The 25,447-nt window shown below is 68.6% G+C and carries 17 protein-coding genes and 1 tRNA gene; 7 read left to right on the top strand and 11 right to left on the bottom strand.

Annotated elements, in window-relative coordinates; all coding sequences use genetic code 11:
• Positions 1-48 precede the first annotated feature (48 nt).
• From MHY20_RS04960 to MHY20_RS04950, 3 genes are all read right to left on the bottom strand, one after another.
• Positions 49-2,193, bottom strand: coding sequence for a PhoX family phosphatase (locus MHY20_RS04960; RefSeq protein WP_239375340.1), 2,145 nt, complete (start codon positions 2,191-2,193; stop codon positions 49-51).
• Between the two features lie 260 nt (positions 2,194-2,453).
• Positions 2,454-5,114 carry an asparagine synthase (glutamine-hydrolyzing) gene (gene asnB, locus MHY20_RS04955; protein ID WP_183374389.1) on the bottom strand — a complete coding sequence of 887 codons (2,661 nt, stop codon included), beginning with the start codon at positions 5,112-5,114 and terminating at the stop codon, positions 2,454-2,456.
• Positions 5,115-5,216: 102 nt separating this feature from the next.
• A tRNA-Pro gene (locus MHY20_RS04950) sits at positions 5,217-5,290 on the bottom strand.
• Positions 5,291-5,537: 247 nt separating this feature from the next.
• On the opposite strand from MHY20_RS04950, the gene MHY20_RS04945 reads away from it, so the two are divergent.
• From MHY20_RS04945 to MHY20_RS04935, 3 genes are all read left to right on the top strand, one after another.
• Positions 5,538-5,972 (top strand): FHA domain-containing protein, encoded by a 435-nt coding sequence (locus MHY20_RS04945; protein ID WP_183374391.1) that lies wholly within the window; start codon positions 5,538-5,540, stop codon positions 5,970-5,972.
• The gene (locus MHY20_RS04940) at positions 5,969-6,658 is read left to right on the top strand and encodes a MerR family transcriptional regulator (protein ID WP_183374393.1); all 690 of its coding nucleotides are present in this window, start codon (positions 5,969-5,971) and stop codon (positions 6,656-6,658) included. Before MHY20_RS04945 ends, MHY20_RS04940 begins: the two co-directional genes overlap by 4 nt.
• 105 nt (positions 6,659-6,763) lie before the next feature.
• Positions 6,764-7,339, top strand: coding sequence for a MerR family transcriptional regulator (locus MHY20_RS04935; RefSeq protein ID WP_183374395.1), 576 nt, complete (start codon positions 6,764-6,766; stop codon positions 7,337-7,339).
• A gap of 101 nt (positions 7,340-7,440) precedes the next feature.
• On the opposite strand, the gene MHY20_RS04930 is transcribed toward MHY20_RS04935, so the two are convergent.
• Positions 7,441-8,235: an AAA family ATPase gene (locus MHY20_RS04930; RefSeq protein WP_183374397.1), complete on the bottom strand. Its 795-nt coding sequence runs from the start codon at positions 8,233-8,235 to the stop codon at positions 7,441-7,443.
• A 40-nt stretch (positions 8,236-8,275) separates the two neighbouring features.
• Positions 8,276-9,229, bottom strand: a complete 954-nt coding sequence (locus MHY20_RS04925) for a PAC2 family protein (RefSeq protein ID WP_183374399.1) — start codon at positions 9,227-9,229, stop codon at positions 8,276-8,278.
• Positions 9,230-9,368: 139 nt separating this feature from the next.
• Here MHY20_RS04925 and MHY20_RS04920 point away from each other — a divergent pair, with 139 nt between their 5' ends.
• Together MHY20_RS04920 and MHY20_RS04915 are read left to right on the top strand one after the other, a co-directional pair.
• Positions 9,369-10,739, top strand: coding sequence for a DUF2252 domain-containing protein (locus MHY20_RS04920; protein ID WP_239375337.1), 1,371 nt, complete (start codon positions 9,369-9,371; stop codon positions 10,737-10,739).
• Positions 10,740-10,762: 23 nt separating this feature from the next.
• Positions 10,763-11,653: a rhodanese-related sulfurtransferase gene (locus tag MHY20_RS04915; RefSeq protein ID WP_239375334.1), complete on the top strand. Its 891-nt coding sequence runs from the start codon at positions 10,763-10,765 to the stop codon at positions 11,651-11,653.
• A 94-nt stretch (positions 11,654-11,747) separates the two neighbouring features.
• On the opposite strand, the gene MHY20_RS04910 is transcribed toward MHY20_RS04915, so the two are convergent.
• The 3 genes from MHY20_RS04910 to MHY20_RS04900 are packed head-to-tail and all read right to left on the bottom strand — an operon-like array spanning position 11,748 to position 13,742.
• Positions 11,748-12,368, bottom strand: a complete 621-nt coding sequence (locus tag MHY20_RS04910) for an isochorismatase family protein (protein ID WP_183374405.1) — start codon at positions 12,366-12,368, stop codon at positions 11,748-11,750.
• Positions 12,365-13,096, bottom strand: coding sequence for a queuosine precursor transporter (locus MHY20_RS04905; RefSeq protein WP_239375331.1), 732 nt, complete (start codon positions 13,094-13,096; stop codon positions 12,365-12,367). The genes MHY20_RS04910 and MHY20_RS04905 overlap by 4 nt, the downstream gene beginning before the upstream one ends.
• Positions 13,097-13,112: 16 nt before the next feature.
• Positions 13,113-13,742 (bottom strand): TetR/AcrR family transcriptional regulator, encoded by a 630-nt coding sequence (locus MHY20_RS04900; RefSeq protein WP_239375328.1) that lies wholly within the window; start codon positions 13,740-13,742, stop codon positions 13,113-13,115.
• Positions 13,743-13,827: 85 nt separating this feature from the next.
• Between MHY20_RS04900 and MHY20_RS04895 the strand changes: the two genes are divergently transcribed.
• Positions 13,828-16,578, top strand: a complete 2,751-nt coding sequence (locus MHY20_RS04895) for an MMPL family transporter (protein WP_239375325.1) — start codon at positions 13,828-13,830, stop codon at positions 16,576-16,578.
• On the top strand, positions 16,575-19,379 hold the full coding sequence (locus tag MHY20_RS04890) for a YhgE/Pip domain-containing protein (protein ID WP_239375322.1): 2,805 nt from the start codon (positions 16,575-16,577) through the stop codon (positions 19,377-19,379). Before MHY20_RS04895 ends, MHY20_RS04890 begins: the two co-directional genes overlap by 4 nt.
• 47 nt (positions 19,380-19,426) lie before the next feature.
• Here MHY20_RS04890 and MHY20_RS04885 read toward each other — a convergent pair whose 3' ends face one another.
• From MHY20_RS04885 to MHY20_RS04875, 3 genes are read right to left on the bottom strand one after another with little or no spacing between them, the layout of a single operon-like run.
• Positions 19,427-22,813: an error-prone DNA polymerase gene (locus MHY20_RS04885; RefSeq protein WP_239375320.1), complete on the bottom strand. Its 3,387-nt coding sequence runs from the start codon at positions 22,811-22,813 to the stop codon at positions 19,427-19,429.
• On the bottom strand, positions 22,806-24,482 hold the full coding sequence (locus MHY20_RS04880; protein WP_239375318.1) for a DNA polymerase Y family protein: 1,677 nt from the start codon (positions 24,480-24,482) through the stop codon (positions 22,806-22,808). Before MHY20_RS04880 ends, MHY20_RS04885 begins: the two co-directional genes overlap by 8 nt.
• A complete protein-coding gene (locus MHY20_RS04875; protein ID WP_183374420.1) occupies positions 24,482-25,216 on the bottom strand; it encodes a hypothetical protein in 735 nt (244 codons plus the stop codon). Before MHY20_RS04875 ends, MHY20_RS04880 begins: the two co-directional genes overlap by 1 nt.
• Positions 25,217-25,447: the final 231 nt, after the last annotated feature.

Here is a 25,447-nt window from a genome sequence, read left to right as displayed (position 1 = left end):
AGGCTGGTGGTGGGCGCCGGTGGCAGCGCCGGATCTCAGGGCTGAGGATCAGTGCTTCTTCCGGCCCTTCCCATTTCCCTTGCCCTTGCCCTTGCCGTGACCGGGCTTGTCCTTGCCCTTGCCGGGCTTCTGATCGGCGTGGTCGGGGCGGTTGCCGCGGCGCGGCAGCACCTGCACCACGGTCGGGCGGGGACCGGTGCCGTTGTAGTCCGGGAAGAAGGAGTGCTGGTCGGCGAAGGTGCCGTCCTCACCGGGGTGCTGGACGGACACGAACACGGACTCGTCGCGGTCGTGGACCACGGGGCCGCAGGTCTCGCCTTCGCGCGGCACGGACAGGAACTGCTCCACACGGCCGCGCTCCTCGCTCTCCAGGGTGACGCGGAAGAGGCCGTCGTTGTAGCCGATGCCGCCGGGGGCGCCGTCGGTGGAGATCCAGAGGTTGCCGACGGAGTCGAAGGCGACGTTGTCCGGGCACGAGATCGGGGAGACCTTGTCCACCGGGAATCCGGAGAAGTACACCGGGTCGCCCTGTGCGGGATCACCGGCCACCAGGAGGATGTTCCAGGCGAAGGTCTGCGACGCCTGGTCGCCGAGCTCGTCGATCTCGATCACGTGGCCGTCGCGGTTCTTGGCGCGCGGGTTCGCTTCGTCGGCGGGTGCCTTGCCGGCGGCGCCGCGGTCGGAGTTCTTCGTGCACGCCATGTACACCTTGCGGCTCACGAGGGACGGCTCGACATCCTCCGGGCGGTCCATCTTCGTGGCGCCGACGGCGTCCGCGGCAGCGCGGGTGTTCACCAGCACCTCCTCCAGCGTGAAGCCCTCAACGGCGGACTCGCCGTCCTTCACCAGGGCGATCCACTCGCCGGAGCCGTCGAAGGCGCCGTCGGAGGGGAGCTCGGCGCTGCCGGTGATCTCAGCGGTGGGGGAGTTGCCGGTGAAGCGGGCGACGTACAGGTCGCCCTTCTCCAGCAGGGTCATGTTGTGGGCGCGATCGCCTTCGCAGTAGCGGTCAGCGGAGACGAACTTGTAGAGGTACTCGAATGCCTCGTCGTCACCGGTGTAGGCGACGGCGCGGCCGTCCTCACCGATGATGATGTTGGCGCCCTCATGCTTGAGGCGTCCGAGAGACGTGTGCTTGCGGGGTGTGGAGGTCGGGTCCCACGGATCCACCTCGACGATGTAGCCGAAACGGTTCGGTTCGTTCTCGTAGCCGTCGATGCGGGAGTCGAAGCGGTCGTACTTCTTCTCCCAGCCGCGGGCGGTGCCCTCGGTATTGGTGACGCCGTAGCGCTTGTTCGACCCGTAGGAGGCGCTGCCCAGGAAGTAGCTGTGGAAGTTCTCCTCACCGGAGAGGATGGTGCCCCACGGGGTGAGGCCGCCGGAGCAGTTGCCGAGGGTGCCGAGCACGCGGCGCCCCTCCGGATCCTCCTTGGTCTTCACGGCGTCGCTGCCGGCGAGGGGGCCGGTGAGTTCGAAGACCTCGTCGAGGAGGATGCGGCGGTTCAGCGGGGCGTCGACGATGGGGGAGTAGGGGCAGGTGCGGTTCTTGCGCTCCAGCTCCACCACGGACAGGCCGTGAGCGGCCATGCCGATCTCGATGACATCGTCGTCGCTGGTGCCCTCGGGCAGCATGATCTGCTCGTTGGTGTATTCGTGGTTGGCGAACATGACGGCCTTCTTCCCGGCCGTGCCCGGCTGCTCCTGGATCGCGGAGTAGTCGTTGTTGTAGCCGAAGGCGCGCTTCTGCTGTTCGGCGGACTGCTTGGCCCAGTCGAACTCGGGTGCGTCGGAGAACAGGCGGTCGCCCCAGCGGATGACGGTGTGCCAGTCGAAGCCCTCGGGCACGGTCAGCTCATCCACGGTGTGCTCGACCGGGGCGATGGCCTCGAAGCGGAGCTTCGAGCCGCCGGGGGCCGACGGCTTCAGGCCGAAGGCGGCGCCGGGGGCCTCGGCAGCGGTGGCAGGAGCAGCGCCCTGGGTACCGGCGGCGGCGATGGCGACTGCGGCAGCGGCGCCGCCGCCGAGGAGGGCGCGGCGGGAGAGGGCGCCGGAGGCGACGTCGCGGAAGTAGGAGTTGTCGGAAGTGTTGCACAGTGCGCCGACGCACTGGTTGCCGCACTTGAGCGCACAGGTGACGGCTGAGCGCTTCCCGGCGACGTGGTCCTTCATCAGCAGGGGCAGACGAATGGGCATGGGGGAGAGATCCTTTCGACGGTGACCGGCGCTTCTGCGCACGGCCGCCATCGATGCTGGACCCCGCGGGTGACCCGATGCCCACACTGCGGTGACCGATGGGTAAACAAGCGGCATGAGATCGGCAATGGGTATTGCCTGCCCGTGACGGAACCGCTAGCCCCGTTATCGGAGCGTGACGAAGGGCCCGGGCAGTCGGCATATGCCGCCCGCTCCGGGCCCCGTCGGCTTCCCCGGTCAGGGCGGGGGAGGCGTGGTCGTCAGTCCTGACGGATCACGATCGCCAGCGGCGTCTGCTGACGCCCCTGGCCCAGCGGGTTGTCCGCGAACATCGCACCGAGGGCCGCTTCGGTGTCGGACACGTCCGAGCCGAGCACGTTGCGGCCGAGGTCGTTGGCGTCCATCACGACAGTGCCCTGGAATCCGGCGAGCACATCCGCGGGCAGATCGAGGCCCCGCACCATGGCGCTGAGGCGGCGGGCCACCGCGTCCGGGTCCTTCGGCGGCAGCTTTGCGGATACGTTGGACGGGTACGCGGAGTACTCGGTGGGGCCGTCGATCGCGCGGACGTTCGCGCCGGCGAGGTCGTAGAACAGGCCCTTGCGGCCCACCAGCTTGCCGACTGCTCCGGCGAGCGCAGCACCGGCGATGCGCGGCAGGCCGGCTTCACGGATCGCCAGCTCCATCGTGAACGGGCTGCCCAGGCCGATGCCGGCGGGGGTGCGGGTCACGAATCGGCTGAGCACGTTTGCGCCGATGGACGGCTTGATCTCCCACGTGAAGTAGGAGCGGCCCTGGGAGATCGCGATGATCTTCTCGCTGATGAACAGATACCAGTCCTTGCCGGCGGGAAGGTCCTCCGGCTTCGCCTGCTGGGCGAAGTCCGCGAGGTACTGTTCGGTGAAGTCCTCGATGCGGGTGTCGCGGTCCACCAGACCGGTCTGGATCGGGTAGCGGCGGTAGGTCTTCTGATCGTGACTGGAGCGGATGTCCAGCTCCTTGCCCGGGTTCGCAACGAACGGGCTCTTGTGCTCGATGACCTTCTCCGCCTTCTTCTCGGCAACGCCGTTCGCGGGGTCGATGAACTGGCGCATCCACAGCTCCACGTTCAGAATGCGCCAGAACAGAAGAGTCCCGTGGTTCTTCGGATGCTTGATGTAGTCCTCGAACAGGGCGATGACGGTCGGAGCATCGAAGTAGGGGCGGGAGGCGAACGAGTCCGACTTGAAGATCGCGTACAGGGAGTTCTTGATGCGGACGAACCACTCCTGCTCCGGGGTCGTGAAGCCGATCTTGTTGCGGCGCTTGGAGATCATGTCCGGCAGCACCGGGTCCATGGACTCGCGCAGGATGCGCTTGTTCCAGCCGTCGGAGAGGATCGCGTCCTCGCTGAGGGTGAACAGGTAGCGCATGAGCTCCTTGTCCACGAACGGGACGCGGCCCTCGAGGCTGAAGCGCATTGTGTTCTTGTCCTCGTAGCGCAGCAGCGACGGCAGCGAGTTGTGGAACGTGTCCTCGATGAGGCGCATCTTCAGGTTGTCCGAGACGGAGGAGACCTTCTCGTTGCGGAAGCGCTCAGCGAACTCGCTGTTGAGCAGCGGCTCCATGCTGGTGGTGTTGCGCAGACGCATCTTCGCCATGAGCAGTTTGCGGGCGATGTCGCGGGAGCGGAACATTTCCTTGGCGAGGGCGAAGAACTGCTTGCGGGCCTTCAGCTGTCGCCAGTACACGTAGTAGTAAGGGTTGTAGCCGGCCATCATCTCGTCCGCGCCCTGGCCGTCCAGCAGCACGGTGACGTGCTTGGTCGCCTCCCGCATCACCACGTACTGGGCGTACGGGCCGGTGGAGATGATCGGCTCCTCCTGGGTGCGCACGAAGTCCTCGAGGTCGGTGAGGAAGCTGCTGGCGTCCGGGTGGATCTTGTGCGCGGCGATCTGGCCGTCGTACCGGTTGAGGAGGGAGTCCACGTAGGCCTCCTCATCGTTGTTCGACTTCGGGAACACGGCACTGAAGGTGTTCTGGCGGGAGCCGACGGAGTCGTACACGTCGTCGTCACCGCCCTGCTTGAGGTGCTCGGCGATGACGGCCGCCACGGCGGAGGAGTCGAGGCCGCCGGACAGGGACGTGCCGACGGAGACGTCCGCCTGCAGGCGCATGCGGATCGACTCGCGCAGGCGCTCACCGTACTCGTCCCGGACCTTCTCGGAGTAGGGGGTGCCAGGAGTCTTCGCCAGCTCCTTCAGGTCCTCTTCGAGGGTGGTGTACTTCTCGGCACTGAGCCCGCCCTCGGTGATGGTGACGACCTCACCGGAGCGGACGCGGCGGATGTCCTGGAAGAAGGTCTCATCGCCTTCGTCCTGCACTCGGAACTTCAGGTAGCGGTAGACGGCGCGGTCGTTCGGCTGGGGCGTGAACTGCTCAGCGGCGAGGATCGACTTGATCTCGGAGCCGAACAGGAGGCGGCCGCTCTGCTCATCGAACCAGTAGTAGACCGGCTTGATGCCGAAGTGGTCACGAGCGATGACCAGGGTGTCGGTCTGCGTATCCGCGATGGCGATGGCGAACATGCCGTTGAAGCGGTCGAACGCCTCGGTGCCCCACTGCATGTAGGAGTGCAGCACGACTTCGGTGTCGCTCGCGGTGGTGAAGGTGTGGCCGAGGGCGGTGAGCTCCTCGCGCAGTTCGGTGAAGTTGTAGACCTCGCCGTTGTACGCCATGGCGTAGCGCCGGTCCTCGCTGTAGAAGGGCTGGGCGCCGCCTTCGTGATCGATCACCGACAGGCGGCGATGCGCCAGGCCGATCGATCCGCCGGTGAAGGTGCCCTCGCCGTCAGGTCCGCGATGGCGCTGCGCATCGTTCATTCGGGCGACGATGTCGCCGGTTGAGGCACCGAAGCCGAAGCTTCCAGCGATTCCGCACATAGATTGTGGCCTTCCTTAGCAGGACTATCCGATTTCCCGATTCTATCGGGGTGAAACAGCAGAGGCGGCCAGGAAAACTCCTGGCCGCCTCTGCATCCACGGTCGGGCTGACAGGATTTGAACCTGCGACCCCACGACCCCCAGTCGTGTGCGCTACCAAACTGCGCCACAGCCCGTGGTCGAACCTCCGTCAACTATAGCGAAGCCCCTGGCCCGGGGCGAATTGAGCTGACGTGACGCTCAGCACCCGTCGGCCGGCAGTGCGTTCTGGGCCCGATGGGAGGGCAGAATGCCCCGATCGAGGCCGATCAGGGCAAAGTCTCCCTAAAATCGGCCACTGTAAGCGACTTTGCAGGCCTCGGCATGACAAGATGGAACCTCCCGGGCGTGGATCCGCCCGCTTGGCCGACAGAAGGAGAGAACATGTCTGACACGTTCGATGCACTGGACCCGTCGACGCAGACCACTGCTCTGTCCCCGTTGGCGGATGTCGACTTCCCCGATGAGCAGGAGCGCGGGCTCAGCCCGAAGGAGCGCTCCGCCGTTGACGCACTGCCGGCGGACTCCGCTCTGCTGATCGTGCGCAAGGGCCCGAACCTGGGTGCCCGCTTCCTGCTGGACGCGGAGAAGACCGTGGCCGGCCGCCACCCCTCCTGCGACATCTTCCTCGACGACGTCACCGTGTCCCGGCGGCACGTCGCATTCCTCCGTCACGGCGGCCAGTTCGTCGTGCGCGACATGGGCTCACTCAACGGCACCTACGTGGAGCGCGAGCGCGTCGACGAGGCGACCCTGGTCAACGGCCAGGAAGTGCAGATCGGCAAGTACCGAATGACCTTCCACCAGATCGTCTCGTGAGCGCCGCCCACAAGCATCGCGCCTCAGCGCTCCTCAGCATCGGGCAGGTCCGCGCGCAGCTGCGCGAGGAGTTCCCCGACCTGACGCACTCCAAACTCCACTTCCTCGAAGCGGAGGGCCTTATCGAGCCGGTGCGCACCGCATCCGGCTACCGGAAGTACTCCGCAGCCGACGTCGATCGCATTCTCCTGGTGCTGCGCGCTCAGCGCGACCTCTTCTGGCCGCTCAAGGTCATCAAGGAGCACCTCGACGAACTGGACCGTGACGGTTCGCCCGTGCGCAGCCTCAGTGTGCGCGCCCTCAGCGAGGGAGAGCGACGCCCCGCGGTCCGGCTCAGCCGACGCGAGCTCGCCCGAGAGGCCCGAGTGTCGGCCGCCTTCGTCACGGAGATGGAGGAGTACGGGTTTCTGGTGAAGGATGCGCCCGTCTACGACCAGCAGGACCTCGACGCGGTGACCGCCTGCCGCGACCTGGCCGAGCACGGCCTGCAGCCGCGCCACCTCTCGCTGGTGCGCTCCTCCGCACAGCGTCAGGCCCATCTCATCCAGTCGGTGCTCACCCCCTCCTCGCACCGCGATGACTCCGTGGCCGAAGGCGAGGCCGAGGATGCGCGAGCCAGTATGTCGGCGTCGCTGACCTCCCTGCACACCGCTCTTCTGACCAGCGCACTGAACCGCTCGCACTGAACGCGACACGTCGGCGCTGCGTGATTCCCAAAACGGGCCCGGAGTCGGTAGGCTGAGCCCTGTGCCGACCACCTTCCCCGACGGGCGGCACCACCTGGAGGCACCATGAACAATCAGAAGAATCCGCGGTCGGCTCAGAGCACCATCCCGGCTGCTGAGCAGGGCGTCCTGTTCGATGATCTCGTCGACACCCCCGGTGAGCTCGGCTACCGCGGCCCCGCCGCCTGCAAGGCCGCCGGCATCACCTACCGCCAGCTCGACTATTGGGCGCGCACCGGCCTGGTGGAGCCGTCGGTCCGCTCCGCCACCGGCTCCGGTTCACAGCGCCTGTACGGCTTCCGCGACATCCTCGTGCTCAAGGTCGTGAAGCGCCTCCTGGACACCGGCGTGTCCCTCCAGCAGATCCGTGTCGCCATCAACGCGCTGCGCGAACGCGGCGCTGATGACCTCGCCCAGATCACCCTGATGAGCGATGGCGCCTCCGTCTACGAATGCACCAGCGCCCAGGACGTGTTCGACCTCGTGCAGGGCGGCCAGGGCGTGTTCGGCATCGCCGTGGGCCGGGTGGCCCGCGAAGTGGAGAACGACCTCGCGATCCTGCCCAGCATCGACCCGGCGGACGACGCCGGCGCCCTCCTGCGCGACGAGCTCGCCGCCCGCCGCGCACGCCGCGCATCCTGATCGTCAGCGGTCGCCCGCGAGCGGCCGCGCACAGCAGAAGACCCCCGCTTCCTCCAGGTGCGGGGGTCTTCTCGTTTCGTGAGTGGGGGGAGTGGCGCTGGTCAGGAGTGCTGGCGCGAGTCCAGAATCGTGCCGAGCAGCGCGTCGAAGTCCTCCGTCAGCTGCTGCGCCGAGGCGCCCTCATAGGCGTGCAGCGGAACAGCGCCGCCCTGCGCCTGCTGCAGACCGATGCGCTCTTCGAGGATCGGGTCGATCACCTGATCGCCGAACAGGTCCTTCAGCTCCTGCACGCGGAACTGGTGCTCCACGCTGCGTGGACGGTACCGGTTCACCAGCACGCCCAGCGGCTGCAGTCGTTGAGCGGCGCCCTGCGCCTTCAGCTCGTCACCGAGCTTCAATGCGCGGTCAGCGGCGGACACAGCGAAGAAGCCGGGCTCGGCGACCACAATGCTGCGGTCCGATGCGGACAGCGCCATCTGCGTCAGCCCGTTCAGCGACGGTGGGCAGTCCACGAGCACGATGTCGTACTGCTGGGTGCGCTTGTCGAGGGCGTCGCGCAGTCGGCGCAGCGCCCGCCGGTCCAGGGCGGGGGAGTCCAGCCGGGAGGAGCGGTGCGACCCGGGGATGATGTCGAGGTGGCTGCGGGCACCGGAGCGGGCCCACGGAGTCTGGATGACGGAGCGGTCGATCGTTTCGGTGCGTGCGGAGGCGATCACCTCGGCGATGTCGGGTTCGCCGCCGGGCTCGCCGAGGAGTCCGAGGGTGGTGTCAGCCTGGGGGTCGAGATCCACGACCAGAGCGTTCACCCCGCGATGCAGCGCCGCAGATGCCAGGCCGAGGGTCACAGACGTCTTGCCGACGCCGCCCTTGAGGGAATACAGACTCACAACAAACACGGTGTCAGGATACCAACCGTCGGGTGGGCGGGAGCCGTGATCAGGCGGGGGAGTGGCCGGTGTCCTGCCCACCGCCGGTCGGGCCGTTGTCCTCGTCCTCGCTCATCCGGCGCAGGAACTCCTCCACGTCCTCGCTGAGCTCCTCGGCCCCCGGAATACGGTCGCCGGAGGTGGGGATCTGCTGCAGGAAGCCGTCGAGCCGGGCGTAGTTCGCCTCGAACTCGCCGATCATGGTCTGCAGCTGCTCATTGGACTCCAGTGCGGCATCCATCTGACGGCGGACCCCGTCGGCCTTCTCCTCCAGCTGGGCGGAGGGCTCGATCGCGGGGCCGCCGGCTGTCTCCACCGCGGACAGCAGCGTCAGCACCGCGGGGAAGTACTCGACCTCGTGGGCGTAGGAGGGGATGTGCGCGGCCAGGCCGACGACGGCGTGATCGGCTTCCGCCAGTCGCATCGCCAGTACGAGCGGGAACGCGGAGCGCAGGCCGACGGGCCCCGGCATCGGGTTGGAGATCGTCAGGTCCTCCGGGCGGGGCGCGAACGTGGTGACGGGCGTCGGGCGCGTATGCGGGGTGGCGGTCGGGAAGCCGGAGACCAGCACGGTGCGGGTCACGCCGAGCTGCTCGGTGACGATGCGGATCGCATGCGCGGTCCGCTCCCACTGGTAGTTCGGTTCGGGGCCGCGCAGCAGCAGGAACCGCGGCTTCGACGGCATCGACACCTCATGCAGTTCGATGCGGGGCGCTTCGTAGCCGGTGAGGCGGTCGGCGTCCAGGGTGATGCCCGGGCGCACCGCGGTGTAGTCGATGACCTGGTCGGCGTCGACCGTGCCGATGAGGCGGTGCTCGAACGAGGACAGGATGTGTTCATCGATCGTGGCCTGCACATGCCCGGAATCGGTGTAGGAACCGAGGGTGACGAGCATGGTGGGCGCGTCGACGGTGCGGGCGTCGACATCGCGCTCATACGAGAAGAGCGTGGTGGGATCGAGCATGGCTCCTCCGTTCGTGGGCTCAGCGCCCGCAGGGGCGGGGTCTCGGATTTGCCACCTGCTGGTGGCGCCGGTCGTGTCCGATCCAACGTCCTCGGCGCGCCCGCTATTCCCGGCCCCGGGCAGCGGTGATAATGGCCTCATGAGCATTCGCCAGTTCCTGCCGCCCGGCGGCAGCGCCCAGGACTCCTTCGACGCCGGCCGGGAGATCCGCGCCGTCCACCCCCTGGGCGACCACGCCGAGCTGGTGATCAAGGAGAACCGCGACCCGCTCACGGTCATCGAACGCACCCACCGCACCCGCATCGAGGACCTCATCGGTGTGCGGGTGAACCGCATGCGGCAGAGCGCCTACGCCTACTACCGCGGCACCGCGGACATGATGTGCGCGGACCTGCGCTACGGCGCCGATTCCGGCATCCGCACCATCATCGACGGCGACGCTCACCTCGGTAACTTCGGTCTGTTCGCCTCCCCGGAGCGCCGCCTCATCTTCGACCTCAACGACTTCGACGAAGCCGGCATCGGCCCCTGGGAGTGGGACCTGAAGCGCCTGCTCACCAGTTATGTCCTCGAACTGCGCGAACAGGGCATGAAGAAGTCCGACATCCCTCAGGAGCTGCGGGACATCTCCCGTGCCTACCGCGACATGCTGCTGGCGCTGTTCTACATGGACGCGACCGACCGGTACTTCGCCTCCGTCGGCGCCCCCGACCTGCTCGCCACCGGATACCGCACGTTCTCCAAGGCGCTGACGAAGGCGCGCCGTCGCACCAGTGAGCAGGTCCTCGGCAAGATCGCCGAAGAGGACGAACGCGGCCGCCTCCGGCTCGCGCTGCAGCCGCCGCTGCTCATCCCGTACCCCGAGGGGCGGCGCGAGCGCATCCGATACCGCCTCAACGAATACCTCGAGACGCTGCTGTCGGACCGCGCCCTGCTGCTCAGCCAGTACCGCCTGGTCGATGTGGCGCGCCGCGTGGTCGGCGTGTCGAGCGTCGGCACGCACTGCTCCGTGGTGCTGCTGCAGGGGCCGCAGGGGGAGCCGCTGGTGCTGCAGGTGAAGGAGGCGCTCACCTCCGTGCTGGAGTCCCACGGCGGCCTCACCGGCGTGACCCCGAAGGGAGCGGAGCTCGCCTCCCGCCACGCCTACCGCGTCACCGAATCGCAGCGTGTGCTGCAGTCCACCTCCGACCCGTTCCTCGGCCGCACCGTGGATCCCGACGGCCGCAACTTCTACTGGCGGCAGTTCCGCGATATGAAGGGCAGCTTCAACCTCACCAGCGCCGAACCGGGGGAGGTGCGCGCCTACGCCGCGCTGTGTGCCCGCCAGCTCGCCCGCGCGCACGCCCAGTCGCCCGACGGCACCGCCATCGCCGGCTACCTGTACGAAGCCAAGAAGTTCGACAAGGCCGTCTCCCAGTGGGCCGTGGACTACGCCGACGTCATCGAGCAGGACTTCGAGGCGTTCACCCAAGCAGTCAAGGACGGGCGCTTCCCGGTCACCGACGGGTAGGTTCCGCCGGTAGGATCAGCGCCATGGCCATCCCGAAGATCCTCCTGTTCTACAAGTTCACCCCGCTGCCCGATCCGGAGGCGATCCGGCTCTGGCAGCGCATCCTGTGTGAGGCGAACAATCTGCGCGGACGGATCATCATCTCCGAGGACGGCATCAACGCGACCGTCGGGGGAGACCTCGACGATGTGAAGCGCTACGTGCGCACCACCCGCGAATACGCCCCCTTCAAGGACGCCGACATCAAGTGGTCCGACGGGCTCGGCGACGACTTCCCTCGCCTCAGCGTGAAGGTGCGCCCCGAGCTGGTCACCTTCACCGTGCCCGAGGAAGTGAAGGTCACCGCCGACGGAGTCCAGGGCGGCGGGGTTCACCTCAAGCCCGAGCAGCTGCACGAGCTGGTGGAGGCCAGGGGAGAGGAGGTGGTGTTCTTCGACGGCCGCAACGCCATGGAGGCGGAGATCGGCCGGATGCGCGGAGCTGTGATCCCGAACACGGACACCACTCGCGACTTCATCGCCGAAATCGAATCCGGCAAGTACGACGATCTGAAGAACCGGCCGGTCGTCACCTACTGCACGGGCGGCATCCGCTGTGAGGTGCTGAGCGTGCTGATGAAGAACCGCGGCTTCACCGACGTGTACCAGATGGACGGCGGGATCGTCCGCTACGGCGAGAAGTACGGCAACGACGGCCTGTGGGACGGGTCGCTGTACGTGTTCGACAAGCGCATGCACATCGAGTTCGGCCAGGGCGCCGAATCGCTCGGGTCCTGTGTGGGATGCGGCGAGCGCACGCCGGTGTTCGTCAACTGTGCGAACCTCGCGTGCCGGAAGCAGTACCTGCGCTGTGAGCAGTGCACCGAGGCCGGGCGTGTGCCCACCTGCGGGCAGTGCGAGGGCGCTCCGGCCTGAGACGAGGGAGGGGCTGGGCCCGATCAGGTTTCAGCGGTCCTGCGCGGGAGCACCCGCTCCCCACTCTCACTTTACATAACGTACATTATCGGCGTTATGCAGAGGGTGTGTTCTGATCACTCGTACCGGTCAGGATCCCATGGCGCTCCAGATCCTCGAGCAGCTCCGCCGATGCCGCCGGATGCACCGCAGCACTCAGATCCGTCAGAACCCGCACACGTGCACCAGCAGCCACCAGATCACGCGCCGTGGCCTGCACGCAGAAGTCCAGCGCCAGACCGGTGACATCGGCCTGCACGTCCTCATGTTCCGCGACCCACTCGGCGAACGACTCCGTCGGCCCGCCGGAGGACGGATCGCCGATCACGCCCTCCATGCCGCTGTACGCCGGCATGCCGTAGCCCTTGCGCACGCGGATCACCTCCAGGTCGTCCGACAGGGCCGCGATCAGAGGATGCAGCTCGCCGCCGCTCGTGCCGGCGACGCAGTGCACCGGCCACGTGTCCTGGAAATCGGGCTCATCAGCGAAGTGTCCGCCGTTGTCGCTGCCCGGCTGATGGAAGTCCTGGGTGAGGACGATGGCGTCGTAGTCGTCGGCGTGGGCGCGCGCATAGCGGTCGATGTGCTCGGCGACCGTGTGGCCGCCCTCAATGCCGAGCGCCCCTCCTTCGCAGAAGTCGTTCTGCACATCGACGATCATCAGCAGGCGGGTCATGGGGCTTCTCCTTCGGTGCGGATATCGGAATGGATGGAACTGTCGGCGGCGCGCATGCGTGCCTGATAGCTCGGATCGGTCCGCTTCATCCAGCGGATCACGGCGGCGGTGGCCGGGACGGCGGCGTACTGCACGAGCACCTTGTAGAGGAATCCGAACGCGGTGTAGTTCGCCCAGTCGCCGAGCGTTGTGATGCCGATCGCGGTGGCGGCGATCGTGCAGAAGATGATGGTGTCCACCAGTTCGCCGAGGCCCGACGCTGAGAACAGGCGCGCCATCAGGCCCTTCTCCCCCATGCGCGCCTTCATGCGCGCCACCACCAGTGAATTGACGGTCTGTCCGGCGAGGAAGCCCGCCAGGGACGCCACCACGATGATCCACACCGGACCGAGAGCGACCTCCAGGCCGTGCTGCTTCTCGATGCCGTAGTCGTCGGTGAAGCCGGGCAGGGCGATGATCACCTGGTACACCAGCACCGCGAGCACGTTCAGCACGAAGCTGGTGAGGATCGCGCGGCGCGCCGCAGCGGGCCCGTACATCTCGGTGATGATGTCGCCCATGATGTAGGCGATCGGGAAGAGGAAGAATGCGGCGTCGGTGATGACCGGTCCGATCAGGACGCCCTTGGCGGCCCCGATTCCCGAGAGGATCACCACCACGGCCTGCACGGCCACGAGGATGTCGAAGTGGGAGTTGCCGCGATCGGCATAGACAGCGGTTCTGCTCATAGCGTCAGCCTACGGTTCAGAGCGGATCCACAAAGGTGTCGAGGATGGCTTCGATGACCCGGTTGGTGGTCTCCACATCGCTGGCGCCGTCGAGCTGTTCACTGAGCATGAGGTTCATGAACACGCCCAGCAGGGTCTCCGCCAGCAGTGTGGGATCGAGGGTGAGGCGCGCCTCTCCCCTGGCCTCCGCGGCGCGGAAGGCGTCCGCCACAGCGGTGCGCAGCCGTCGGCGCTGCACTGTGACATGGCGGGCGAAGGACGGATCCCGCAGCGCATAGCTCACCGCTTCGGAGTGCAGCAGGTACCACGGGATGGCGTTCGGCCGGAGCGCTTTGAGGACGGGGAGGTAGCCGGCCGACGGGTTCTCGTGCAGATCCGGCTTCGCCAGGTGGCCGGCGAGGTCGGCGATCACGCGGTCGGTCACGAGCTCGAACGCTTCGATGAAGACGTCGACCTTGGAGCGGAAGCTCGAGTAGAAGGCGCCGCGCGTGAAACCGGCGGCGCTGGTGAGGGCGTCGACGGTGGCACCGTCCACACCGAAGTCGATGAACATCTGAACACTGGACTCCACCAGCTTCGATCGGGTGTTCTCCTTCGAACGCACGGCACTGGTCGGGTCCTGGACCGCTTCGCGCACTTGGCTCACGTCACTTCTTCCCATCATTGAAACAGGTCTCGATGCATCATAGTATCGAGCCCGATACAGTTCTGTATTGAACGGAAGGTGTTCTGTGTCCTCATCCCTCTACCGCCTCGGACTGCGCGCCTCACACACGCCCAAGCGCATCATCCTCGCCTGGCTCGGCATCATCGTTCTGCTCGGTGCCCTCGCCGGCGCCTTCGGCGACCGCCTCAGCGACGAATTCGCCATCCCCGGCACCGAGGCTCAGCAGGGCCTGGACAACCTCGAGACCCGCTTCCCGGAGATGTCCGGAACCTCCGGCGAAATGGTCTTCCGCACCACGGACGGCTCCCCCATCGACTCCCACCGCGACGAGATCACCGCGGTGATGAAGGAGATCTCCACCTACAAGGACGTCGTCGCCGCGCCCGACCCCTACGGCGAACACACCAAGGGCGTCACCAGTGAGGACGGCACCGCCCTCATGGGCAGCGTCCAGATGGACGGCGGGATCGGCTCCTACGACCCCAACAGCATCGAGAAGATCCAGAAGCTGGCATCGGAGCACACCGGCAACGGCCTCGAAGTCATCCCGTCCGGACAGATGCTGAAGTACCCGTCGGTCCCGATCTCCATCACCGAAGCGCTCGGCGTCTTCGCAGCACTCATCATCCTTGCGGTTTCGTTCCGCTCCCTCGTGGCCGCGTTCATCCCGATCGTCACCGCACTGGTCGGCGTGGGCATCGCGATGCTCCTCATGTTCGCCGGCACCAGCATCCTGACCGTGTCCTCCACCGCGCCCACTCTCGCCGTCATGATCGGCCTGGCAGTCGGCATCGACTACTCCCTGTTCATCGTGTCCCGCCACATCGACCAGCTGCGGGACGGCATGGCCGTGGACGAGTCCATCGGCCGCGCCACCGCCACCAGCGGCAGCGCCGTGGTGTTCGCAGGTATGACGGTGGTCATCGCCCTGATCGGTCTGTTCATCACGGGCATCCCGTTCCTCACCATCATGGGCGTCGTCTCCGCCATCGCTGTGGCGGCGAACGTCGCCGTCGCACTGACTCTCCTGCCGGCGATCCTCGCGCTGCTCGGTGAACGGCTGCGGCCGAAGTCCGCCCGCTCGTCCCGCAACGCGCAGCAGGCCGACGGCCCCGACCATCGCTCAGGCTCGCACGCCGCGAAGCCCGCCCGCACACCCCTGCGGGAGAAGTGGGTCCGCCTCATCACCCGTGTGCCGGCCCTCACTCTCATCGTGGTGCTCGCAGCAACCGCTGCACTCATCATCCCCGCGAAGGACCTGCGCCTCGCCCTGCCCGATCAGGGCACGGAGCCCGTCGGCTCCGCCTCCCGGGTCGGCAACGACGTCGTGGTCGAGGAGTTCGGCGAGGGCTACACCGCGCAGATCCTCGTCACCGCGGACATCGTCAACTCCACCGACCCCGTCGGCGTGGTCGACGAACTCGCCGCGCGCGCGACGAAGCTCGACGGTGTCAGAACCGTCCAGCTCGCCACCCCGAACCGCGGCGCCGACATGGGCGTGGTGGTCCTCATCCCCGAGCACGGCAGCTCCCACCCCTCCACCGCGAAGCTCGTAGAGGACCTGCGGGACCACGCCGCCGGCTGGGAGAAGGATCTGAACATCTCCCAGGTCACGGTCACCGGGTCAACGGCCGCCGCGACCGACATCACCGCCCGCCTGTCCGCCGCTCTGATCCCCTTCGGCATCTTCGTGGTGGGACTGTCGCTCGTGCTGTTGGCGATCGTGTTCCGCTCCATCTGGGTCCCGATCAAAGCGGCCCTCGGATTCTTTCTGTCCATCGGCGTCGCGTTCGGCGTCTCCGCGATGGTGTTCGAGTACGGCTGGGGCGCTGACATGCTGAACATCGCCGCCACCGGGCCCGTCATCTCCTTCATGCCGATCATCGTGATGGGCGTGCTGTTCGGACTCGCCATGGACTACGAAGTGTTCCTCGTATCCCGAATGCGCGAGGACTTCACCCACACGCGCGACGCGAAGGGTGCGATCACCCGCGGCTTCACCCACAGCGCACCCGTGGTCATCGCCGCCGCCCTGATCATGCTGTTCATCTTCGCGGCGTTCGTGCCCGAGTCCACCTTCGAAGTGCAGCCCATCGCCCTGGCCCTCGCCGCCGGCGTGTTCGTGGATGCCTTCATCGTCCGCATGACCCTCGTCCCCGCGGTCCTCGCCCTCATCGGCGAGCGCGCCTGGCACCTGCCCGCTTGGCTGGACCGGCTCCTGCCGAACATGGACGTGGAGGGCGAGGGCCTCGCCACCGTCCTGGAGCACCAGGCATGGACCCGCGAACACGGCCGAGCCGTGATCCGCCTCAATGAGGTGACCGCTCCCCTGCTCAGCGGAACCGGCACCCTCGGCCCGATCAGCGAGCACGTCCGCTCCGGGGAGATCATGTTGGTCACCGCCCCCACCGCCGACGAACGCGACACCTTCACCCTGCTGAGCGCGGGGCGCCTCCTGCCCGAATCCGGGCACGTGGTGATCGGCGACCGCATCATCCCGCTGGAGACCGGTGCCGCGCAGCAGAACGTGCTGCTCACCGGTGAGGACCCCGTCGGCGCCCTCACCCGCCACCGGCCCTCCGACCCGACCGCCACCGCGGTGGTTCTGCCCAGCCTCGCCGCCCTCGTGGAGGCCGACGGAGGCGTCGATGCGCTCCTGTCCCGCACCCGTCAGGGAAGTGCCGCCGTCATCGCGGCGGACACCGACCCCGCAGCCCTGCTCGACCAGATCGACGATCTCGCGGACGTCCGCATCCTCGACCTGGCCGATCTGAGAACCCGCCCAACCGATGAGAATGCTGAGGTGCTCGCATGAGCCGCCGCCTTCGAACCATCCTCGTTGTCCTGCTCCTGCCGCTGCTGATCGCCGGCGCCGGCCTCTGGGCCCTGAAGGACCGCGCTGACGCCATCGACAAGGTGCCTGCCGCCGTCGTCAACCTCGACGAGGGCACCGAACTCACCCAGCCCGACGGGAAGAAGCAGTTCGTGCCCTTCGGGCGCCTCCTGACGGGCGCCCTCACCCACCCCGAGACCGTTGAGGGGTCCGACTCCCCCGACACCGCCGGCTTCGACTGGCAGCTCACCACCGAGGAGGACGCCCGTGAGGGCCTGGACAGCGGCAAGTACTCCGCCGTGGTCATCATTCCGAAGGACTTCTCGAAGAAGCTCGGCACGATGGGGTCGAAGGACGCGGTCCGCTCCCCCGTCACCGTGATCACCAACGATGCCTCCGGCATGCTCGACTCCCTCGTGGGCCAGGCGATCGCACAGGTGGCGACCTCCTCCATGAACAACCAGCTCGCCGAGCAGTACCTCTCCCAGCTGTACGTCGGCTTCAACTCGGCCCAGAAGGGCATGCAGGACGCCGCCGACGGCGCCGGCGAGCTCTCCGACGGCGCCGGCGACCTTGCCGAGGGGACGAAGAAGAACGCGAAGGGCGCTCGCGAGTACTCCGAGGGCGTCGACCAGTACACCAAGGGCGTGGACAAGCTCGCCGGCGGTGTCAGTGATGCCGCCGGCGGCGCGGGGGACCTCTCCACCGGTGTCGGTGAGCTGTCCAAGGGCATGAGCGGCCTCGCCGACGGCACCGGTGACCTCGCGAAGGGGTCAGCGGACCTCGCCGCGGGCGCTGACCGGTACGCCGACGGTGTCCGCACCTACGGCAAGGGCGTGGACGCCCTGGCCGCCGGTGCCGGCGACCTCGACAAGGGCGCCTCCGGTCTCGCGGAGGGCGCCGGAAAGCTCTCCACCGGTGCGTCCGATCTCTCCACCGGCATGGAGGACCTCGTGGACGGATCCGATTCCGTCGCGACCGGCGCGGAGAAGCTGGACGCCGCCGTCAACGGTGAGGACGGGCTCGTCAAGGGCGTCCAGCAGGGCGCCGACATGATGAAGGGCAAGGACGGCCAGCCCGGCTTCGTGGAGGGCGCCACCGCCACGGCCGACGGAGCCGAAGCCTTCGCCGGCGGCGTCTCGAAGCTGCAGCAGAGCACCGGGAAGCTCGCCCAGGGCTCCGACGCCGTCACCGGCGGCCTCAAGGACATGAACGGTGTCCTCAACGGCTCCGGCAGTGCGCAGGACCCGGGCCTGCTGCCGATGCTGCAGCAGATGGAGGCCACCTGCGCCGACTCCGGTGCCTCCCCCGAGTACTGCCAGCAGGTTTCGGCCTCGCTGAAGTACGCGCAGGGCATGGACCAGGGCCTCAACGGCGACGGCGGCAAGGGCGGTCTGATCGACGGCTCCCAGCAGGTCACCGACGGTATCCAGCAGATCGACGGCGCCCTCACCGGGACGTCCGAGAAGCCGGGCCTGGTGGACGGCGCGCAGCAGGTCGCCGACGGCACCCGGGCTCTCGCCGACCACGCTCCCGCCATTGAGAAGGGCTTCCGGGATCTGAACACGCACGTCACGGAGCTCGGTGACGGCGTGCACCAGCTGGCGGTGGGCTCCCGCGGAGTCGCCGACGGTGTCTCCGCCTCCCAGAAGGGCGCCGCGGATCTCGCCACCGGTGCGTCCGGCCTCTCCGACGGAGCCGGGAAGCTCGCCAAGGGCACCGGTGACCTGTCCACCGGCGCCGAGAAGCTGTCCGCCGGCACCGGTCAGATCACCGAGGGCGCCGACGGTCTCGCTGCGGGTGCCCGCGGCGTGTCGGAGGGCTCCTCACAGCTTGCGGAGGGCGCCGATCAGCTCGCCGACGGCTCCGGCAGCGCCGCGAAGGGCGCCTCGGATCTGGCCACCGGTATGGGCGAGCTGGACCGCGGCGGTCAGCAGCTGTCGAAGAACTCCGGGGAGCTGTCGAAGGGCGGGCAGCAGCTCGCTGACGGTGCTGAGCAGATCGATGACGGCACCGGGAAGCTCGCTGACGGCAGCGGTGACCTGCAGAAGGGTCTGCAGGACGGCGCGGACCAGATTCCGACGTACTCGAAGCAGGAGCAGAAGGATCTGGCTGCTGCCTCGACGCAGCCCATCTCAGTGGATTCGCTGCGGCAGAATGCGGTGAACGGCGGTGCGACGGGTGCCTTCCCGTTCGTGACTGCTCTGGCACTGTGGATCGGTGCGTTCGGCATCTTCGTGGTGTGGCCGGCGCTGTCGAAGCGTCGCCTGGATGAGGCGCGTCCGATGTGGCAGGTGGCGCTGCTGTCGCTGGTGCCCGCCGTGGTGATGGGCGCCGCGCAGGCGGTGCTGGTGCTGCTGACGCTGCTGGTGATCGGTGTGAACGCCGCCAGCGTGCTCGGAGTGGTGGCGCTGTCGCTGCTGGCGGCGGTGGTGTTCGCCGCGATCCACCAGATGATGCTGACGGTGTTCGGCACCTCGGTGGGCAGGGTCGCGTCGGTGGTGCTGCTGGTGCTGCAGGTGGTTGCACTGGTGGGCATTCTGCCGCTGGAGACCGCTCCGCAGCTGCTGCAGTCGGCGGCGGGTCTGATGCCGCTGACAGTGGCCACGCAGGGCCTGCTGCATGCGGCGCTCGGCGGGTCGGTGGTGTCGATGTCCAGCACCCTGGCGACTCTGCTGCTGATGGGGCTGGTGTCGGTTGCGGTCACGCTGGTGGCGGCGCGGTCGAAGCGCACGGTCACGGTGGACCCGCTCCCCCGCCGACGGGCACACGCTGCCGCATGACGGTCTGACCGCTTCACCGCTGTATCCTCGGCGCCCGTTCCCCTCCCTCAGCAGAAGTTGCGGGAGGTGGAGCGGGCGCCGAGCGGCATAGCGGCGACGTCATCGGCAAGGACGCTGATCACCCCTTCGTCGCTCTTCTCCAGCCGGCCGCGGATGACGACGGCTGGACAGGTGCGCAGCACGGCCCGGTGACGGCCCCAGAACCCTCGTGAGCAGATGACGTTGAGGATGCCCGTTTCGTCTTCGAGGCTGAGGAATGTGGCGCCGCTGGCGGTGGCGGGCCGCTGACGATGGGTGATGATCCCCGCGGTGCGCAGGCGCGTCCCGTGGTCGTGGTCGCGGAGCCGGGCGATGGGGTGGACTCCGTCGGCCTCCAGTGCGTCCCGCAGCAGCGCGACGGGGTGCTCAGCTGGGGAGATGCCGGTGGCCCAGGTGTCGGCTGCCATCAGTTCGGCGTCGCTCATGCCGGGAAGCATGGGGGCATCAGCGCCGATGTGCACTCCGGGGATGGTGCCGGGGCTCTCGTGGGCGGCGATGCCGGCGGCCCACAGGGCGGTCCGTCGGGACCCGGCGATCTCATCCAGCGCACCGGCGGTGGCGAGGGCTTCGAGTTGGGCGAGGCTGAGCCGCACCCGCCGGGCGAGGTCGATGACGGAGGCGAACCTCCCTCCCCAGGCGCGCTCGTCCACGATCCTCTCCGCCACGGCGGTGGAGATGCCGCGGACACTGGACAGGCCGAGTCGGATCGCGGGGCCCGCGGCGGCTCGCTCTCCCTGCACCTGCTCCCCCGGTGCGAAGCGGTAGGGGCGGTGGTCGTCGGTGAGCTCAAGGGTGGTGAGGGCGTCGCTGGCGTGGAGGTCGGCGCCGAGGGTGACGACGCCGTGGCGGCGCGCATCCGCGACGAGGGACTGCGGGGAGTAGAACCCCATCGGCTGGGATCGCAGCAGTGCGGCGGTGAACGCCGCCGGGAAGTGCGCTTTGAGGAACGCGCTGGCGTACACGAGGTACGCGAAGGAATAGGCGTGGGACTCGGGGAAGCCGTAGTTCGCGAACGCGAGGATCTTGCGGTAGATCATCTCCGCTGCTTCGCCGTCGATGCCGTTGTTCGCCATGCCGTCGAACATGGCGGCGCGCAGCGCCATCACTTTCGCGCTGGAGCGCTTGGATCCCATGGCGCGGCGCAGCTGGTCGGCCTGGGCGGCGCTGAAGTCGGCGACATCGACCACCATCTGCATCAGCTGCTCCTGGAACAGCGGCACCCCGAGTGTGCGGCCGAGTGACTTCTCCAGCCGCGGGTGGGCGAAGGAGATCTCCTCCTCCCCCATGCGCCGACGGATGTAGGGGTGGACGCTGCCGCCCTGGATGGGGCCGGGACGCACGAGCGCCACCTCCACCACGAGGTCGTAGAATTCGCGGGGCCGCAGCCGCGGCAGGGTGGAGATCTGCGCCCGTGACTCCACTTGGAACACGCCGACGCTGTCACCGGCGCACAGCATGTCGTACACCGCCGGGTCCTCCTGCGGGAGGGTTGCGAGGGTGTACTGCTCGCCGTGGTACTGGGAGAGGATGCGCAGGCAGTGGTCGAGTGCGGTGAGCATGCCGAGGCCGAGGAGGTCGAACTTCACCAGGCCGGCGTCGGCGCAGTCGTCCTTGTCCCATTGGACGACTGTGCGGTCGGCCATGCGGGCCCGCTCCACCGGCACCACGTCGATGACGGGGCGGTCGCACAGCACCATGCCGCCGGAGTGGATGCCGAGGTGCCGTGGGGCGTCCCGCAGGCGCCGCGCCATCCGCTGAACGTCCTCGGGCAGGTCGGCGGTGCCGAGGGAGGTGAAGGAGCGTTCGATCCGTCGCGCGAATGCGTCCTGCTGCCCGGGCGCGTATCCGAGGGCGCGGGAGGCGTCCCGCACCGCCATCCGCGCCCGGTAGGTGATGACGTTGGCGACCTGTGCGGCGTTCTGCCTCCCGTACTTGCGGTACACGTACTGGATGACCTCTTCGCGCCGGTCGGAGGCGATGTCGATGTCGATGTCGGGTGGGCCGTCGCGTTCCGGTGCGAGGAACCGTTCGAACAGCAGCCCGTGCATGACGGGGTCGACCGCGGTGATGCCGAGCGCGTAGCAGACGGCGGAGTTCGCCGCTGAACCGCGCCCCTGAGCGAGGATCTCGTTGTCCCGGCAGAAGCGGATGATGTCCTCCACGATGAGGAAGTAGCCGGGGAAGTGCAGGTCGGTGATGACGCGCAGCTCATGCTCGATCTGCGTCCACGCCCGTTCGTTGTCACTGCCGCGCGGTCCGTAGCGCTCCTGCGCCATCTGGTGGGTGAGCTCCCGCAGCCAGGTCGCTTCGGTGTGCCCGTCGGGCACCTCGCAGGGCGGCAGGTCGGGGGCGAGGAGGGTGAGGTCGATGGCGCAGTCGCGGCCGATGATGGCGGCGTTCGCCACGGCCTGCGGGTACCGCCGGTGGATGTGCGCCATCTCTTCGCCGCTGCGCAGGTGCGCGAGGCGGCTCGGCAGGTGCGGGTCGGCGTCCTCGAGGCTCTGCCCGGCGCGGAGGCTGGCATGGACGTCGGCGAGCTGCTTGTCGGTGGGGGCGGCATAGTGGACGTTGCCGGTGGCGACCAGCGGCAGGTCCGCCCCGGTCGACTCCCTCGCGATGCGGGCCCCTTGGGCGAGGGCGTCGTGCAACTCGTCCTGGAGGCCGCTGTGCTCCAGCGGAAGCTCCACCACCACCGCATCCGTCCCGTACTGGTCGACGAGGCGTTCGATCTGCTCCGCGGCGGCCAGTGCCGCCTGCTCGATATCGCCCGTGGCCAGGTGCGGCAGCACGGCTTGCTGAACGGCGCCTTTGCGGCAGCCGGTGAGGATCAGCCAGTGCCCGCCCCGGGCCGCGTCCTGCAGTTCGGTGCGGTTGTAGCGGGGTTCGCCTTTGTCGGCGCCGTCGAGGTGGGCGCGGGCCATCGCAGCGGACAGCCGACGGTACCCGTCCTGACTGCGGGCCAGCACCAGCAGGTGTTCGCCCTGCGGGTCGTGGCTGCCGGTGCGGGGCGCCGACGCGGCGCTCGGCGGGGAGCCGGCGACGGGCAGGGTGAGCTCTGCGCCGTACACGGTGCGCAGGTCGTGCTCGCGGGCGGCCTGCGCGAACCGGATCGCCCCGTAGAACCCGTTGTGGTCGGTGAGGGCGAGCGCATCCAGTCCGAGCCGGTGCGCTTCGGCGACGAGGTCTTCGGGGCTGGAAGCGCCGTCGAGGAAGCTGAAGTGACTGTGGGCGTGCAGTTCCGCGTACGGAACGGCCCGCTCCGGCTCATAGGTGGGAGTGCTGTCCTGCTCACCGGTGTGCTCGATGTGGATCTGGGGCCCGACCGGCACCGACCGGTCCGACAGCACCGCTTCGAGGTCCCGCCAGCTGGGCGGCCCGAGGAACCATCTAGTCATACAGCGCCTCGATCCGCCAGGTGCCGCGTTCGCTCAGCAGCACGAGCGCGAGACCGCTCTCCAGCAGCACCTGCATCCGTGCACCGCGGTGAGCACTGGCAGCGTCCGCGCTGCGCCACCATCCCTGGTCGAGGATCTCGGGGGCGCTGAAGCCGGTGAGGCCGACGGGGGCCGTCCCCGCCAGGTGCGGAGGCAGGCCCTGCTCGCTGGTGAGGTGGGTGGGGTCGGCGCTGAGGACACCGCGGGCGGTGACGACGACGTCGGCCCCGTCAGCGTCGGTCAGCTGCACGGGGATGGTCTCAGCGAACACGGTGGCGGGCAAGGGGGCGGCGGGCCTGCCGGGCCAGGGACCCGTCGGCACCGCGGGTGCTTCGCTCTTCCACGGGATGGTGGCGCTGAGGTCCCGCAGGAGCCGGCCCGTCGCGTTCGGCGCGGGGATCAGCACCGCCTGCTCCCCCGCGATCGACTGGGCGCGAGTGAACGCGCGGTGCGCCCGCAGCGCCTTCTGCCCGGTCTGTCCCCACAGGGCGGGGGCGTGCGTCCCGGCGGGCACCACCTGTTCGGGCAGCAGCTGCAGGTGGGTGAGGGCGCCGGTGCGGATGTCGGTGCGCAGTCGGGCGGTCTGGATCCAGCCGTCGCACTGCCAGCGGACCCGGTCCACGATGTCGGCGGTGGTGAGGGCGCCGTCGTGCCGCCAGGTGCGGGCGGTCTCATGCCCGCCGTCGGCGCGGGCGATGACGGTCAGGCGCGTGCACACCGCCCCGTGCCGGCGCAGCTGCTCCTGCAGCTCCTCCGCCATGGGCTTGGCCACGAACGCCGCCTGGTCCACTCGTTCCAGCGACGGGTCCAGCACTCTGTCCACCTGGATCGGCTGGTCGAGCCGAATGTGCACAGGCGCTGTCGGTTCCTGCCCGTTGGCCAGCAGGTGCAGCAGTGCCACGGCAGGACCGAACCGGTCGGTGACCGAGCGCACCGGCAGGGCGGCGAAGTCGCCGAGGGTGTGCATGCCGAGGCGCTGCAGCAGGTCAACCGTCTCCGGGAGGGACACATCGGTGGTGAGGAAGCGGGAGCTGTGCCCGATCGGCGCCTCCAGCAGCGTCGCGATGGGGTGCGGCGCGAGGTAACGGGCGGCTTCACCGGGGCGCACGATCCGGCCGGTGCGGGCGGCGAGGATCGCCGCGAGTGGTCCATCGGCGATGCCGACGGTGCATTCGAACCCGGTGAGGTCCGCAACCGCGTTGATCAGTGCTTCGGCGAGCTCCTCTTCGCTGCCGGCGTGCCGGGCGGGTCCCCGTGCCGGCATCAGCAGCGCCCCGGGTCGCAGCGCCTCGACCCCGGCGGCGACGGTGTCCACAGCAGCCGCCACGGTTTCGAACAGGGCCGCTTCGGCATCCTCGCTGCGGTCCACGAGAACGAGGTTCGGGCAGGTGGCCTGCGCGGACCGCTTCTTCATCCCCGCATGGACCCCGAGAGCGCGGGCGCTCGCGGACGCGGTGAGGACCCGATGGTGGTCCATCACCGCCAGGAGAGCTGCTGCGCGGTCTGTCTGCAGGGTGTGGTCCCGCTGCGCTTCGAGGGCAGTGAGCAGCGGCCAGTCGGGCACCTGGACGCAGACGGTGCGGGTCGCGGTCGTGGGGGTGGCCGCGGTGCTGGAGGCGGGTGCGGACATCAGGCGGACCGCACGATCGACAGGGCCGGGCGCTTCGACCGCGACGGCGCGGAGGAAGCAGGCGCAGACGCTGCGGTGGTCAGCGGCGATACGACCATGGCGCCGCTGACGCTGGGCAGAGTGATGTCGACACGGCCCGAGGGGAGGCCACGGTTGGTGACGGCAACGGCGACGTCGTGGTGACGAAGCCGCCCGGAGCCGCGGCGCAGGCCGCGCCAGCGCACATGGTCGGCGCTGATCCGCAGGTCGGCACGGCCGGGCGGGTCCGCCGCGAGCAGCAGAGTGTCCTGTGCGCGGGCGCGGGAGATCGCGGCGCGCCACAGCTGGTCGGAGACGGCGCTGCCGATGACGACGACGTCGACCCCGTCGATCATGGCGGAGACGAGCTGGGAGATGCTGGCACCCGGGTCGGGCAGCAGGGCGAGACGGGCGGGATCCACACCGAGGTCGGCGACAGCGCCGAGGCCGAGGTGCGGCATGCCGATGACGGCGCACCAGGACTCCTCCCCCATGGCGGCGCCGGCGAGGGCGAGCAGGAGCGATGTGCTGCCGGTGACGGCGACGCTGCTGCCGGGCCGCAGGCCGGCGAGCACTGAGGCCAGGGCACTGGGGACGGGCAGGGAACCGGTCTCCACGGGCCGACGGATGCCGCCGGTGAGACCGCTGACGCGCGCTTCGGCCGTGCTGAGGACGGCCTGCGCGCGGGCAAGCCGGTCATCGAACGCGATGCTCACTGCAGTCCACCCCTTCCCCGAATTCGAACGTGCGTCCAATCTAGTGGGGCAAGGCGTGTTCGATCAACCCTGTGTTCGAATGTGGTGGTGTGGATGCGGAAGAAGGCGCGGGCGCAGATACGGGTGCGTATCCGGTACCACCACGCTCAACTGCTTTCGATCATTGCGGAGCAGGGGCGCTGGGATGCTTGCTGCTGCGCATTGAGAGCAATGCGGCAACCGCGTTGAGCA

It is taken from the genome of Helcobacillus sp. ACRRO (assembly GCF_022347125.1).
Taxonomy (GTDB): Bacteria; Actinomycetota; Actinomycetes; order Actinomycetales; family Dermabacteraceae; genus Helcobacillus; species Helcobacillus massiliensis.
This window is presented reverse-complemented; position numbering and strand designations above follow the sequence as displayed.